The organism is Streptomyces africanus, assembly GCF_002150735.1.
Classification (GTDB): domain Bacteria; phylum Actinomycetota; class Actinomycetes; order Streptomycetales; family Streptomycetaceae; genus Streptomyces; species Streptomyces africanus.
The window spans coordinates 56,261-69,509 of sequence record NZ_MUKA01000002.1; the positions used below are offsets into that span (position 1 = coordinate 56,261).

13 protein-coding genes are annotated in these 13,249 nt (G+C 70.7%); 5 read left to right on the forward strand and 8 right to left on the reverse strand.

The annotated features are described in order from the left end of the window. Positions 1–110: 110 nt before the first annotated feature. The 4 genes from CCL05_RS00775 to CCL05_RS00790 all read right to left on the reverse strand — a co-directional run bounded on the left by CCL05_RS00775 (position 111) and on the right by CCL05_RS00790 (position 5,265). The gene (locus CCL05_RS00775; protein ID WP_086558499.1) at positions 111–1,070 is read right to left on the reverse strand and encodes an SMP-30/gluconolactonase/LRE family protein; all 960 of its coding nucleotides are present in this window, start codon (positions 1,068–1,070) and stop codon (positions 111–113) included. Positions 1,071–1,128: 58 nt separating this feature from the next. Then, a complete protein-coding gene (locus CCL05_RS00780; RefSeq protein WP_086558500.1) occupies positions 1,129–1,386 on the reverse strand; it encodes an ArsR/SmtB family transcription factor in 258 nt (85 codons plus the stop codon). Positions 1,387–1,568: 182 nt separating this feature from the next. After that, complete coding sequence (locus CCL05_RS00785; protein WP_086558501.1) at positions 1,569–3,128, reverse strand: glycoside hydrolase family 53 protein; 1,560 nt, start codon at positions 3,126–3,128, stop codon at positions 1,569–1,571. A 115-nt stretch (positions 3,129–3,243) separates the two neighbouring features. Beyond that, positions 3,244–5,265, reverse strand: a complete 2,022-nt coding sequence (locus CCL05_RS00790; RefSeq protein WP_086558502.1) for a beta-galactosidase — start codon at positions 5,263–5,265, stop codon at positions 3,244–3,246. A 184-nt stretch (positions 5,266–5,449) separates the two neighbouring features. On the opposite strand from CCL05_RS00790, the gene CCL05_RS00795 reads away from it, so the two are divergent. From CCL05_RS00795 to CCL05_RS00815, 5 genes are all read left to right on the forward strand, one after another. Continuing rightward, positions 5,450–6,769, forward strand: coding sequence for an extracellular solute-binding protein (locus tag CCL05_RS00795; protein ID WP_086558503.1), 1,320 nt, complete (start codon positions 5,450–5,452; stop codon positions 6,767–6,769). Further along, entirely contained in the window at positions 6,766–7,743 is a 978-nt protein-coding gene (locus CCL05_RS00800; RefSeq protein ID WP_086558504.1) for a carbohydrate ABC transporter permease, read from the forward strand. The genes CCL05_RS00795 and CCL05_RS00800 overlap by 4 nt, the downstream gene beginning before the upstream one ends. Next, positions 7,740–8,648, forward strand: a complete 909-nt coding sequence (locus CCL05_RS00805; RefSeq protein WP_086558505.1) for a carbohydrate ABC transporter permease — start codon at positions 7,740–7,742, stop codon at positions 8,646–8,648. Before CCL05_RS00800 ends, CCL05_RS00805 begins: the two co-directional genes overlap by 4 nt. Next, complete coding sequence (locus CCL05_RS00810; protein ID WP_086558506.1) at positions 8,645–9,676, forward strand: LacI family DNA-binding transcriptional regulator; 1,032 nt, start codon at positions 8,645–8,647, stop codon at positions 9,674–9,676. The genes CCL05_RS00805 and CCL05_RS00810 overlap by 4 nt, the downstream gene beginning before the upstream one ends. 84 nt (positions 9,677–9,760) lie before the next feature. Further along, positions 9,761–10,150: a MarR family winged helix-turn-helix transcriptional regulator gene (locus CCL05_RS00815; protein WP_086558507.1), complete on the forward strand. Its 390-nt coding sequence runs from the start codon at positions 9,761–9,763 to the stop codon at positions 10,148–10,150. A gap of 26 nt (positions 10,151–10,176) precedes the next feature. Here the strand turns inward: CCL05_RS00815 and CCL05_RS00820 are convergent, their stop codons facing one another. From CCL05_RS00820 to CCL05_RS00835, 4 genes are all read right to left on the reverse strand, one after another. After that, a complete protein-coding gene (locus tag CCL05_RS00820; RefSeq protein ID WP_086558508.1) occupies positions 10,177–10,578 on the reverse strand; it encodes an SseB family protein in 402 nt (133 codons plus the stop codon). Positions 10,579–10,741: 163 nt separating this feature from the next. After that, positions 10,742–11,470 (reverse strand): Type 1 glutamine amidotransferase-like domain-containing protein, encoded by a 729-nt coding sequence (locus CCL05_RS00825; protein ID WP_086558509.1) that lies wholly within the window; start codon positions 11,468–11,470, stop codon positions 10,742–10,744. Positions 11,471–11,526: 56 nt separating this feature from the next. Continuing rightward, a complete protein-coding gene (locus tag CCL05_RS00830) occupies positions 11,527–12,378 on the reverse strand; it encodes a phosphotransferase (RefSeq protein WP_086558510.1) in 852 nt (283 codons plus the stop codon). A gap of 27 nt (positions 12,379–12,405) precedes the next feature. Beyond that, complete coding sequence (locus CCL05_RS00835) at positions 12,406–13,065, reverse strand: maltokinase N-terminal cap-like domain-containing protein (protein WP_086558511.1); 660 nt, start codon at positions 13,063–13,065, stop codon at positions 12,406–12,408. Positions 13,066–13,249: the final 184 nt, after the last annotated feature.

The window sequence follows — 13,249 nt, forward strand, 5'->3', positions numbered from 1 at the left end:
AGGGACCGTTGGCGGCGTCCGTGCCGCGGTTCGGGTACGGCGGGCCCCACCGCCGCGCCGCGAGAGGTGGCGCGGCCGGGGTTCAGGTTAACCCCGGTGGCGAACCGGCGTCACTTCGGGCCGGGTGGCTCGCAGACCGCCACGCCCGGCTCCCAGAGGCTGCCCAGCACGAGGTGTCCGCCCGCCTCGCACACGCTGGTGACCATCCGGTACCCGGAGTGGCGGCGGGCGAGGTGGTGGACGACGCGGCCCGCGTCGTCGAAGGCCAGGGCGGCGATCGTGCCGGTGGGACGGAAGGGGGCGCGTACGGCCGCGCGGGCGGCGGCCCGGCGGACCGCGGGCGCGCTGCGGTGGAACAGGTCGAGGGCGGGGACGCGGGGCCCGGCCAGCGCGACCCAGACCGGTCCGTCCGGGGCACCGCGCCACAGGTTGTCGGGCATGCCCGGGAGGTTCTCGGCGAAGGGCTCGCTCCGGCCGGCGCCGGGTCCGGTGAGCCGGTAGCGGATGAGCCGGCGGGCGCCGGTCTCGGCGACGACGAGGAACGAGTCGTCGGCCCCGGCGGCGAGCCCGTTGGCGAACTGGAGGCCGTCCAGCACCACCTCGGGGGTGTCCGCGCCGGGGGCGAGGCGCAGCAGGCGTCCCGTCCCGGTGTGTTCGACGATGTCGCCGATCCAGTGGTCCAGGGGGTGGCGGCGGCTGGAGACGGTGAAGTAGACGCTGCCGTCGGAGAGGGACACGACGTTGCTGGCGAACCGCAGCCGCTCCCCCGCCACCGAGTCGACGAGGACGCGGACCGTGCCGTCGCCGGTCCCGACGCGCAGCAGGCCGCGTTCGGCGTCGCACACCAGCAGGTCGCCGTCCGGGAGGAGTTCGAGCCCGAGCGGCCTGCCGCCGGTCTCGGCGATCACCTCGGTCCGGGCCGTCACCGGGTTCCCCAGGCCGTCCAGGCGCAGGATGCGGCCGTCCGCCAGGCCGGTCAGCACGCGGCCGCGCGGGTCGGCGACCACGTCCTCGGGGCCGTGGCCCACGGCGACGTAGTGGCGTGGGACGAGTGCCGTGGGACGTTCCATCGCGTGCGTGTCCTTCACCGTCGGGGAAAATCCGCTGTACCGGGGTGTACCGGGTCGCCTACCAGCCCTTTTCAAACATCCGGGCGACCTCGGCGATCCGCATCTCGTCGCGGTGGTAGTGCACACGGCCCGCGGACCGGCTGGTGCGCAGCATGCCGGTGGCCTGGAGCAGCCGGAGGTGGGTGACGGCGACCGGGCGGGGTATCGAGAACCTCTCGGCGACGGCGTCCGCGGTGACGCCGTGCGCGGCGGGGCCGGGTTCCTTCAGCCAGGCCAGGATGCGCAGGCGCTTCTCGTCCGTGGGAGTCCTCAGCATGTCGTGCCCCTGCCTCGCGGCTCTGGTCCTCTCACCGCGTCTTCCCACTGTCCCGCAGTCGAAGCCCCCGCGCCCGGGACTCGGCATCCTTGACCGATACCGAACTGCCGTGGGCTACACGTGAGTTCGGGAACGGGCGAGGGCCCGGCCGCGGTGTGCGGCCGGGCCCCCTGCCCCGTGGGTCAGCGGTGGCGGAACCAGGAGGTCGACGACAGCGCCCGGTCGTCGTAGCCGAACAGCGCCTGGTTCTCCCAGGCGTTGCCGGAGGACGGGTCGGTCGGGTCCCAGCCGTTGCCGTTCACCGCGGTCCAGGTCGCTTCCCAGTAGAAGATGCCGAGGCCACGGCCGTTGGGGACGGCCTCCACGATGCTCGCCACGTCGTTCATCCACCGGGTCTGGCCGGCGACGCTCGCCGGGTAGCCGGAGACGAGCTCGGCACCGGTGTCGATGATGTTCTCGTGCGAGTCCTCGCTGTCCAGGCGGAACGGGTAGGCCGTCTCGGCGACGAAGACCGGCTTGCCGTAACGCGAGGCCGCGTCGTCGAGGGTCGTCTGGAAGTCGGCCAGCGTGCCGTGCCAGTAGCCGTAGTACGACAGGCCGATCACGTCGAACTTCACGCCGCCCGAGCGCGCGCTGTCGAACCACCAGCGGGTGCCGGCCAGGTCACCGCCCTTGGCGAGGTGCAGGGCGACGGTCGTGCCGGCGTTGACCGCCTTGACCGCGTCGTAGCCGGAGTTGAGCAGACCGGCCAGCTGCGTCCAGTTGGAGGTCGACCCCTCGTTCCACAGCATGCCGCCGTTGATCTCGTTGCCGACCTGGACCATGTCGGCGGTGGTGCCCTGCGCCTTCAAGGCGTTCAACACGTCGTACGTGTGGTTGTACACGTCGGTCTTGAGTTGACTGTACGAGTGTCCGGCCCAGGCGGCGGGCTTGTCCTGGCGGCCCGGGTCGGCCCAGAAGTCCGAGTAGTGGAAGTCGACCAGCAGTTTCATGCCCTGCGCCTTGACGCGCTTGGCCGTGGCGAGGACGCGTGCCTTGTTGTTGTAGCCGTCGGCCGGGTTCACCCAGACCTTGAGGCGGGCGTAGTTCATGCCGGACGACTTGAGGATCGCCAGGGGGTCGCCGGCCGTGCCGGAGCTGTTCCGGTAGACACCGCCCTTGGCCTCGCTCTTGGCCAGGGACGAGATGTCGGCACCCTTGATCGACGTGCCGGACGTGCCCGATGTGAAGGTCAGGTCGTCAACATTGATCCAGTTGCCCGCGTTCGCGTCACTGTTGATGCTGATCGTGCACTGGTTGCTGGTCACATTGACCGGCACGACGATCCGGATCCACCCACTGGCCGAGACCGGCAGGTCGGTGCGCTGCTCGGCTCCGCCGCAGTTCTTCAGCGCTATGTACGCGGACTTCTGCCCGCCGCCGGAGCGCACCCACGCGGTGAGCTTGTAGGCGCCGTTGCTGAGTCCGGACAGGTACTGGTACGTCTCCACCTTGTAGGCGGTGGAGGCCCAGTGGCTCAGGCGGTAGCTGCCGCCGTGACCGCCGGACTCGGTGAACGAGGCGCCGGTGTCGCCGTACTCGGACCAGCCGCCCGGTGTGGCCGCGCCCGTACCGTCGGCCTCGAAGCCGCCGTTGGTGAGCGTGCTCGCGGCGTGGGCGGAGGTGGCGGGCAGGGCGGTGAGGGCGAGCCCCGCCGCGAGCGGGAGCAGCAGGGTTCTGAGCGTGCGTCTGGGATGGAACATCGTCGTCCGTCGTCCCTTCGACGTGGGGGTTGGGGGGTGCCCCTCACCCGGAGGTGAGGCGAGAGAGCCCCTCCGCCCGCGGCTCCTGCGGCTCACACGGGCGGAGGGGAGTCGGTCAGCCGTCGAGCCGGACGACCCGGACGGCTCCTGCCGGGACCGCCAGCCGGCCCACGGCGCGTTCACCGGTGAGCAACTCGGTGCCGGGGGCCTCCAGCGGCACCTTGGCGTCCGAGCCGGTGTGGTTGACGGCGAACAGGTAGGTGCCCGACTCGCCGGTGCGGCGGACCACTTCGACGTCCCGGGGCAGGTCGGCGCGCGGGGCGAGCCGCGCGTCCTCGGCCGCCCAGCCGAGCAGCGCGTCGAGGCCGTCGGATCCCAGCCGGGTGGAGACGTACCAGGCGGTGCCCTCGCCACGGCGGTGCCGGGTGACGGCGGGCCGCCCGGCGGCGAGGCCGTCGGCGTACGTCAGGACGGTCTCGGCGCCGCGCGGCACCACGAACTCCGTCCACACGTCGGCACCCAGCTCGGATCCGTCGGGGCCGCTGACGCGCACCCGTTCGCCGGGCAGCAGCGGCGAGAACTCCTCGACGGTGAGGCCGAGGACGTCCCGCAGCGGGCCCGGGTAGGCGCCCTCGTGGACGGCGTCGTGCTCGTCGACGATGCCGGAGAAGTAGCTGACGACCAGCATGCCTCCGTTCTCGACGTACGCCGTGAGGTTGTTCCCGGCCGCCTCCGTCATCAGGTACAGGGCCGGCACGACGACAAGGGGATACCTCGACAAGTCGGCTTCCGGGTGGGCGAAGTCGACGGTGAGGTGGCGGTCGTAGAGTGCCTCGTAGAAGGCGTCGGCGCGCTCGCGGGCGTCGTGGTCGACGCTGGGACGCCATTCGAGGTTCTGCGCCCACCAGGAGTGCCAGTCCCACAGCACGGCCACGTCGGCTGCGGTGCGGGTGCCGCGGATCTCGCTCAACGCGTCGACGGCCGAGCCGAGTTCGACGACCTCGCGCCACACGCGGGTGTCGGTGCCGCCGTGCGGGAGCATCGCCGAGTGGAACTTCTCGGCGCCGCGCCGGGACTGGCGCCACTGGAAGAACATGGCGCCGTCGGAGCCGCGCGCCACGTGCGTGAGGGAGTTGCGGGCCATCTGGCCGGGGGCCTTGGCCGGGTTGCGGGGCTGCCAGTTGACGCCCGAGGTGGAGTGCTCCAGCAGCAGCCAGGGGGCGCCGCCCGCGACGGAGCGGGTGAGGTCGGCGGCCATCGCCAGGTTGACGTGGGTGCGGCGGCCGTCGGTGATCAGGTAGTGGTCGTTGGTGACGATGTCGACCTCGCGGCCCCAGGCCCAGTAGTCGACGGAGTCGCACTGGCTCAGTGCCGTCATGAAGTTGGTGGTGACGGGGACGCCCGGGGAGAGGCGGTGCAGGATGTCCCGCTCCGTCACGAAGTTCTCCCGCATGGTCGCGTCGGCGAACCGCTTGTAGTCCAGCGCCTGGCTCGGGTTGACGGCCGCGGGGGTGAGCCGGGGCGGGTTGATCTGGTCGAAGTCGGTGTAGCGCTGGCCCCAGAAGGCCGTGCCCCAGGCCTCGTTGACCGCGTCGACCGTGCCGTACGTCGTCGCCAGCCAGCGGCGGAAGTGCGCGGCGCACGAGTCGCAGTAGCAGGCCGAGACGGGAACGCCGTACTCGTTGTGCACGTGCCACATCGCCAGCGCCGGGTGGCCGCCGTAGCGCTCGGCGAGCTTCGTGGTGATGGCCGCGGCGGCCGCGCGGTAGTCCGCGTTGCTGTGGCAGATCGCCGCGCGGGAGCCGAACTCGTAGCGCACGCCCTCGCGGGTGACCGGCAGGGCGTCGGGGTGGGCCCGGTAGAACCAGACGGGCGGTACGACGGTGGGGGTGCCGAGGTCGACGCGGATGCCGTGTTCGTGCAGCAGGTCCAGGAGCCGGTCGAGCCAGCCGAAGTCGTAGATGCCGGGCGAGGGCTCCAGCAGCGCCCAGGAGAAGATCCCGACGCTCACCATGGTGACGCCGGCCTCCCGCATCAGCCGGACGTCCTCCTGCCAGACGCTCTCCGGCCACTGCTCGGGGTTGTAGTCCCCACCGAAGGCGAGCCTGGTGAGGCCCCTGGGGGTGGTCTCCGGCATGGATGGTCTCCCGGTCGATCGATCAAATGGGAACGTGCACACACGGGGATGCGGTGCGGAGCCCAACATAACCGCACAGCAACAACCATTGACAAGTGTCCGGGATGTTTCTCTACTGTGAACGCTCACAGAAGCATGGCAGGTTCTCGCAGCAGGCGAGAACCCCAGGTCAGGGGAGAGATCCATGCCGTACACGAAGCGCCGCCGCCTCGTGACATCCGCCGTCGCCCTCGCGCTCGGCGCCACCGCCCTCGCCGCCTGCGGCTCGGAATCCGGGGACAGCGAGACCGAGTCGGGGCCGGTCTCGCTGACGTACTGGACCTGGACGCCCGGCATGGACAAGGTCGTGGACCTGTGGAACAAGGGGCCGGGCAAGAAGGACCAGATCACCGTCACGGTGAAGAAGCAGGCGTCCGGTGACACGCTCGTCACCAAGATCCTCACCGCGCACAAGGCGGGCAAGGCGCCCGATCTGGTGCAGGCGGAGTACCAGGCGCTGCCCACGCTGGTCAGCAACGACGCCCTGGCGGACATATCGAAGAACGTGGGCGACGCCAAGGGCAGCTTCGCCGACGGCGTCTGGCAGCAGGCGACGCTGGGCACGGACGCGGTCTACGCCGTCCCGCAGGACATCGGGCCGATGATGTTCTACTACCGCGAGGACCTGTTCAAGGAGTACGGCCTGACGGTCCCGACGACCTGGGACGAGTTCGCCGAGACGGCCCGCAAGCTCAAGAAGGCCGCCCCCGACAAGGACCTCACCACCTTCTCCGCCAACGACTCCGGCCTCTTCGCGGGCCTCGCCCAGCAGGCGGGCGCCAAGTGGTGGACGACCTCCGGCGACCAGTGGAAGGTCTCCATCGACGACGCGGCGACGCGGAAGGTCGCCGAGTTCTGGGGCGGCCTGGTCAAGGAGGGCGCCATCGACAACCAGCCGATGTACACCCCCGCCTGGAACAAGGCGCTCAACACCGGCAAGCAGATCGCCTGGGTCAGCGCCGTGTGGGCACCGGGCACGCTGACGACGGCCGCCCCCGCCACCAAGGGCAAGTGGGCCATGGCCCCGCTCCCCCAGTGGTCCGCGAACGAGAACCGCACGGGCAGCTGGGGCGGCTCCTCCACCGCCGTCACCACGGACTCCGAGCACCAGCAGGCCGCCGCCGAGTTCGCCACCTGGCTGAACACCGACCGTGACGCCCTGAACGCGCTGGCCAAGGAGAGCGGCATCTACCCGGCCGCCAAGAACGCCCAGACCAGCGGCGCCTTCCTCAAGCCGCCGGCCTACTTCTCGAACCAGGCCGACTTCTACGGCAAGGCCGCCGACATCGCGGAGACCACGGCGCCGTCCGCCTGGGGACCCAACGTGAACGTCGCCTACACCACCTTCAAGGACGCCTTCGGCGCTGCCGCGAAGAACAAGTCGGACTTCGGCGCCGCGCTGGAGAAGATGCAGGACGACACCGTCGCCGACATGAAGAAGCAGGGCTTCGAGGTCGCGGAGTGAAAAGCACGGCACGCCGGCAGTCGTACGGGGTCAAGGGGGCCCCGTACGCCCACCCGTCTCCCACCACCACCCTCAAACGAGCGCGCAGCGCCCCCTATTTTTTCCTCCTCCCCGCGACGATCCTGTTCGCGCTGTTCTTCGCACTGCCCATCGGCTACGCGCTCTGGCTCAGCCTCCACAAGGTGAAGGTCTCCGGCCTCGGTCTCGGCTCCGGCGCCCGCAAGGAGGTCTGGGCCGGGCTGGAGAACTACACCGACGCCCTCACCGACAGCGAGCTGGTGAACGGCGCCCTGCGCGTGCTGGGCTACGGCTGCATGGTCGTCCCCGTCATGCTGGGCCTCGCCCTGCTGTTCGCGCTGATGCTGGACTCCGAGAAGGTGCGGCTGGCCCCCTTCACCCGGCTCGCGATCTTCCTGCCGTACGCCATCCCCGGCGTGGTGGCGGCGCTGCTCTGGGGGTTCCTGTACCTGCCGGACGTCAGCCCCTTCTACTTCGTGCTCGACAGGCTGGGGCTGCCGCAGCCGGACCTGCTGGACGGCGGGCCGCTGTACCTGGCCCTGTCGAACATCGCGGTCTGGGGCGGCACCGGCTTCAACATGATCGTCATCTACACCTCGCTCCAGTCGATCCCCGTGGAGGTGTACGAGGCGGCGAAGCTGGACGGCGCCACCCCGGCGCAGATCGCGCTACGGATCAAGATCCCGATGGTGGCGCCCTCGCTGGTGCTGACCTTCTTCTTCTCGATCATCGCGACGCTGCAGGTGTTCAACGAGCCGACCACCCTCAAGCCGCTCACCAACTCCGTGTCCACGACGTGGAGTCCGCTGATGAAGGTGTACCGGGACGCGTTCGGCGAGGGCGACATCTACGGGGCCGCGGCGCAGGCCGTGATCATCGCGTTCGCCACGCTCCTGCTGTCCTTCGGCTTCCTGCGAGCCGCGAACCGTCGTCAGAAGCAGGAGGCAGCTCGATGAGTTCCCTTGCCGTTTCCCAGGCCGAGCCGGTGGCGGGCACCGCGCCCGGCACCGCCCAGGGCCGCCCGCCGCTGCGCCGCCGCATCGCCCTGATCCCGACGGCCACCCTGCTCCTGGGGGCGATCTACTGCCTGCTGCCGGTGGCCTGGGTGGTCATCGCCGCCACGAAGTCCGGCAGTGAGCTGTTCTCCACGTTCACGTTCCTGCCGGGCACGGGCTTCACCGACAACTTCCACGATCTGAGCGCCTACCGCGACGGCGTCTACTGGGAGTGGATGGGCAACTCCGCCCTGTACGCCGTCCTGGGCGCCCTGCTGTCGACGTGCGTGTCCGCGTTCAGCGGCTACGCGCTGGCGACCTACCGCTTCCGCGGCCGCGAGACGATCTTCAACGTGCTGCTCGCGGGTGTGCTGATGCCGCCGGTGATCCTTGCCATCCCGCAGTACCTGCTGCTGGCGAAGGCCGACCTCACGGACTCCTACCTGTCCGTCCTGCTGCCGCAGATCCTCTCGCCGTACGGCGTCTACCTCGCGCGGATCTACGCCGCCGCCGCGGTGCCCGCCGACGTCGTCGAGGCCGGCCGGATGGACGGGGCGAGCGAGTGGCGGATCTTCACACGGATCGCGCTGCCGATGATGATCCCCGGCATGGTGACGGTGTTCCTCTTCCAGTTCGTGGCGATCTGGAACAACTTCCTGCTGCCGTACATCATGCTCAGCGACGACGAGAAGTTCCCGATCACCCTCGGTCTGTTCACATTGCTGGAGCAGGGCGCCAACACCCCGGCCCTGTACACCCTGGTGATCACGGGCGCGTTCCTCGCGGTGCTGCCGCTGGTCGCTCTCTTCCTGGTCATCCAGCGGTTCTGGAGTCTGGATCTGCTCTCCGGAGCCGTAAAGTCATGACCATGAACGCTGCGGGGGGCAGGCGCAGGCCGCCCACGATCCACGACGTGGCGCGCGAGGCGGGGGTCTCGCGCGGCACGGTCTCGCGTGTACTCAACGGCGGCCACTACGTCAGCCCGGCCGCCCAGGAAGCGGTCAACGCGGCCATCCGCAGGACGGGTTACGTCGTCAACCGGCACGCCCGCTCCCTGATCACCGGACGGTCCGACTCGATCGGCTTCCTGCTCACCGAACCGCAGGAGCGGTTCTTCGAGGACCCCAACTTCAACGTCCTGCTGCGCGGCTGCACCCAGGCGCTCGCCACGCACGACATCCCGCTGCTGCTGATGCTGGCGGGCACCGAGGACGAACGGCGACGCCTCACCCGGTACATCACCGCCGGGCATGTCGACGGGGTGCTGCTGGTCTCCAACCACTCCGGTGACCCCGTCGCCGAGCAGTTGCGCGAGGCCGGGGTGCCGCTGGTGGCATGCGGGAAGCCGATCGGAATGGGCTCCAAGGTGAGTTACGTGGCCGCCGACGACCGCGACGGCGCCCGCGACATGGTCCGCCATCTGCTGTCGCTCGGGCGGCGCCGGGTGGGCATGGTGACCGGGCCGCTGGACACACCCGGCGGTGTCGAGCGTCTCGCCGGTTACCAGGAGGTGCTCGCGGAGGCGGGCTTCGACTTCGACGAGCGCCTCGTCGTCTCCGGCGACTACAGCCGCGCCAGTGGCGAGGCGGGCGCCGAGCGGCTGCTGGAGCGGGCCCCCGACATGGACGCGGTGTTCGTCGCCTCGGATCTCATGGCGCAGGGCGTGCTGGCGGCCCTCCACCGGGCAGGACGGCGCGTGCCGCAGGACGTGGCGGTCGGCGGTTTCGACGACTCCCCGGCCGCCCTGGCGTCCAGCCCGGAGCTCACGACCATCCGGCAGCCGTGGGACCGCATCAGCGCCGAGATGGTACGGGTGCTGCTCGCACAGATCGGGGGCGAGGATCCGGCGGCGGTGATCCTGCCGACGGAGCTGGTCAAAAGGGAGTCGACCTAGCCTCCCGCCGTCCGGGCGAGGAACGTGCACCACGCGCACTGCATGCACGGTCATGGAATGCCGCGCCGGTGTTACCGTTCACATATGGCGTCGAAAACGGCTGGTGCGCGGCTCGAGGAACGGTGGCGGGACATCCTGTCGGCGCACGCGCGCACGATGTGCGAGATCGACCGGGTGCTGCATCCGCACGGCCTCGGCGCGTCCGACTTCGAGGTCCTGGACATCCTCGCCACGGCGGCGCCCGAGGAGGGCGAGCAGTGCCGGGTGCAGAACCTGGTCGGGCGGGTCCATCTCAGCCAGAGCGCGCTGTCCCGGCTCATCGCCCGGCTGGAGAAGGACGGGCTGGTGACGCGTTCGGTGTGCGTCGAGGACCGGCGCGGCGTGTGGGTGACCCTGACCTCCAAGGGCCGTGACCTGCACGCGGAGGCACTGCCGCTGCAGCGGGCCGCACTGGCCCGGACCCTGGGCGGATAACCCGCCCGGGCCCGGAGCGCTGGGTCCTACGGACGTGCCAGCAGGGTGCGCACTCCCTCCGAGGTGAGCGTCAGGCGGTGCTCCGAGCTGCCGTCTATGGTGAGCGACAGGTCGTCGGCCGGCCACTGGGCGGCCAGGGCGCCGAGCGGCACCAGGCGGTAGCGGGAGACGAACGGCAGCAGCCCGGCCATCTCCACCTCGGAGGTGAACACGGGCACCACCGGCTCGCCGCCGGGCTGCTCCAGCACCGGCAGCGCCACCGCCGAGGGGTTGGCGGTGTCGGCGTCGTTCGCGTCGTCGGGCACGGGGATGAGCACGTCGCTGTTGGCGAGCGCGTCCAGAGCCGCCGCGTCCTCGGTGTTCTCGGTGAGGACGTCCAGAGCCCGCTGGGCGGGCGTGGGCGTGGGGTCGTTTGCGGGTGTCTCCATGGCAGATTCCCTGGTAGCGGCGGTCGTGCGGCCTGCCCGGGGCATGATCCGCCCCGGACGCGGTGCTGCTCGCGTACCCGATCGTGCCCGGGGCAATCCTGCTTGATCTTCGAGGTTCGGGGGATGTGAGGGACGGGGGTTCAGGAGATCTGTGGCGCTGGCGTCAAGCGAGGTCAGCACCGAGCAACCGGCAGGGCAGTGCACGCTCCCTCGCGCCACCCCCCTCGGCCGGCTCCACCCGGTACACCCCGGCTCCCCGCGCCCGGGTGACGGCCTCCGTCAGCCCACCGCCCGTGAACAGCGCCGCGGCCCCGTCCTCCACCGCCCAGCCCGCCGGCAGCCGCCCCGCTGCCACGGCCGCGCGGTAGGAGGGGCGGCGACCCGGTTCACTGTCGTAGTGCGGGCAGACGGAGCCGGGCAGCAGCCCCAGACCGTCGGGAAGGTACGTCAACGGCCCGAAGGAGTCGGTGTGCGAGCCCTCGGCCCAGCAGTTGGCACCGGCGCTGATGCCGCACAGCAGCGTGCCCCGGTCGTAGGCCTCCCGCAGCACCCGGTCCACACCGTGGGTTCGCCATACGGCGAGGAGGTTGGCCGTGTTGCCGCCGCCCACGTAGATGACGTCCTGGGCGAGCAGGAAGGAGCGCAGTGCGTCGTCGTCCAGCTCGCGGCGGAACAAGTGCAGGACGGAGGATTCGCAGGCGTGGCGGCTCCCGAACGCCGCACGGAACTGTTCGATGTAGGCCGGCGCGTCTCCGCTGGCCGTGGGTACGAAGCACACCTTGGGGCGGGTGGCGCGTGCCCGGGCCAGTACCCAGTCGTCGAGAAGGCCGTCGTCGTCGGTGGAGAAGCCGCCGCCGAGGAGGGCGAGGCGCTGCGGGGGGTCGGCGGCCATGGCTGTGCCTTCCTGGACGGTGCGTGTGTGCAGGCGCGTGCTTCCGAGTTCCGCGATCAGCCGTCGGATTCCAGGCCGTCCCGATCCCGTGCCGCCCGGATCCGGCTGAGCCACTCCCCGGCCAGCCTGCGCCCGTCGGGGAGTTGGTCGTCTCGGTCCCAGCGCCACGTTGTGATCATCGCCAGTACCAGGATCCGGCACTCGCGCAGCAAGTCCTGATCGGCACCCGGGTAGTGCTCGCCGACCTCTTCGGGCGCATGGGCGAGGTCGAATTCGACCGGCCCACGGCAACACGTCTCGAGGTCGATGAAGAGCGGGCCGTTCTTCGTGGTGAGCAGGTTGCCCGGGTGCGGCTCGCCGTGCAGCAGCTGTTCCGCGCCACCGCGCTCGCCGATCGCTCGTCTCATGCTCCGCAGCGTGTCGCCGAGCAGTTCCCGGTCCGCGTCGGCGAGCGCCGGAGTGCGGTCGTGGTTCGCCACGAGTCGTTGAGCCTGCTCGACTCGGTCCGTGAAGTGCGGCGTGCGGACGTCGAGTTCGCGCATACCGGTGTGCAGCAGTTCGAGCGCGGTGGCGTAGTCGGCCGGTGAGATCTCGGAAGGTGTCGCGGGTTCGTAGTAGGTCCACAGCGTGATCTCGTAGCCGTCACGCTCATGGACGTGTGGCTCAACCCGAGGCTCCAGAGCAGCCACAGGGCACCCGGCTCCGGCGAGCCGCTGGGCGAGCTCGATTTCGAACCGCGCGATCTGGTGCGCCGCAGGTGCCACCCGGGCCAGGACATCGCAAGGCAGCAGACGCAGCGTGAGCTTGTTCGAGTCATGGAGAACGAGCGCGTCGTCGGCTGTCAGGCCGAGTGAAGAGGCGGTCGACAGGGCCGCGGCCACCGCACGCCGGATCTCGGACGCCTGCATCGCCGCCTGACCCCTCTCCCCCGAGCGCTAGATCCGGGGGCCGGTGTGCAGCACGGCGAAGACCCCGCGGGCACGGGTGCCGTCCGGGAGCTGCCATGTGCCGGTGACCTGGCCGGTCGCCTCCTGGGGCAACGGAATCGGGCCGTCCGGGGCAGGTCGCAGGACGCGGTACAGGTGGAGGGTCGTGCCGTGCGCGGCGGTCAGCCGGGTGCCGTCCTGGTCGTCAGCGGCGACGAAGTCCGTGGGGAGGGGGCCTTCGCCGGTGTGGGAGGCGGCGACCTCCCGGTCGGGTTCGTCGCTGACGCTCTGGGCCTGGGCCTGCACCCGCCCCTCGATCAAGGCAGCCAACTGGGCGACCAGCACGGGGTCGTGGCACCCGTCGTAGGCCCAGCGCTGCCCGAGCACGCCGTGCTCCATGGTGCCCACGAGGGCGTGGTCCGCCCCGTCGAGCGGGGCACCGCGATAGGTGAGGGGCACCAGGTAGGTGACGGGCTGAGGGCCCGAGGCGTCGGTGACGACCATGAACTCGATCCCGACCTCGCCCTGAGGGTCGTCCAGCCGGAACCCGCCGGCCTTGGCGAGCTTCGGTTCGGCCGCGCCACCGCGGTACCACGGGCGGGACGGCAACCAGGAGGTGAGCAGTTCCAGCTTGGTCGGTGTGACCGTGGTGCGGTGGATGACGGCCATGTCGAGGGTTTCCTTCCGTCCGTTGCGCCGGCCCGGGGCGTGGGTGACCCACGCGCATTAGATCAGCCGCCGCACCGGCTTCACCACGCGATTTCGGGAGCGGCCGCACCAGCGCGGAGCTTGCCCGGGCTTCTCATTCTGCCGCCAAGGGGTGTCGGCGAGGGTGATGTTACCGGTAACATCA

What these genes read in the sequence shown, in the direction of transcription:
- CCL05_RS00780 (WP_086558500.1), bottom strand. Translation starts at nt 1,386, where the DNA reads ATGCTGAGGACTCCCACGGACGAGAAGCGCCTGCGCATCCTGGCCTGG.
- CCL05_RS00810 (WP_086558506.1), top strand. Translation starts at nt 8,645, where the DNA reads ATGACCATGAACGCTGCGGGGGGCAGGCGCAGGCCGCCCACGATCCAC.
- CCL05_RS00835 (WP_086558511.1), bottom strand. Translation starts at nt 13,065, where the DNA reads ATGGCCGTCATCCACCGCACCACGGTCACACCGACCAAGCTGGAACTG.
- CCL05_RS00795 (WP_086558503.1), top strand. Translation starts at nt 5,450, where the DNA reads ATGCCGTACACGAAGCGCCGCCGCCTCGTGACATCCGCCGTCGCCCTC.
- CCL05_RS00825 (WP_086558509.1), bottom strand. Translation starts at nt 11,470, where the DNA reads ATGGCCGCCGACCCCCCGCAGCGCCTCGCCCTCCTCGGCGGCGGCTTC.
- CCL05_RS00790 (WP_086558502.1), bottom strand. Translation starts at nt 5,265, where the DNA reads ATGCCGGAGACCACCCCCAGGGGCCTCACCAGGCTCGCCTTCGGTGGG.
- CCL05_RS00820 (WP_086558508.1), bottom strand. Translation starts at nt 10,578, where the DNA reads ATGGAGACACCCGCAAACGACCCCACGCCCACGCCCGCCCAGCGGGCT.
- CCL05_RS00775 (WP_086558499.1), bottom strand. Translation starts at nt 1,070, where the DNA reads ATGGAACGTCCCACGGCACTCGTCCCACGCCACTACGTCGCCGTGGGC.
- CCL05_RS00785 (WP_086558501.1), bottom strand. Translation starts at nt 3,128, where the DNA reads ATGTTCCATCCCAGACGCACGCTCAGAACCCTGCTGCTCCCGCTCGCG.
- CCL05_RS00805 (WP_086558505.1), top strand. Translation starts at nt 7,740, where the DNA reads ATGAGTTCCCTTGCCGTTTCCCAGGCCGAGCCGGTGGCGGGCACCGCG.
- CCL05_RS00830 (WP_086558510.1), bottom strand. Translation starts at nt 12,378, where the DNA reads ATGCAGGCGTCCGAGATCCGGCGTGCGGTGGCCGCGGCCCTGTCGACC.
- CCL05_RS00815 (WP_086558507.1), top strand. Translation starts at nt 9,761, where the DNA reads ATGGCGTCGAAAACGGCTGGTGCGCGGCTCGAGGAACGGTGGCGGGAC.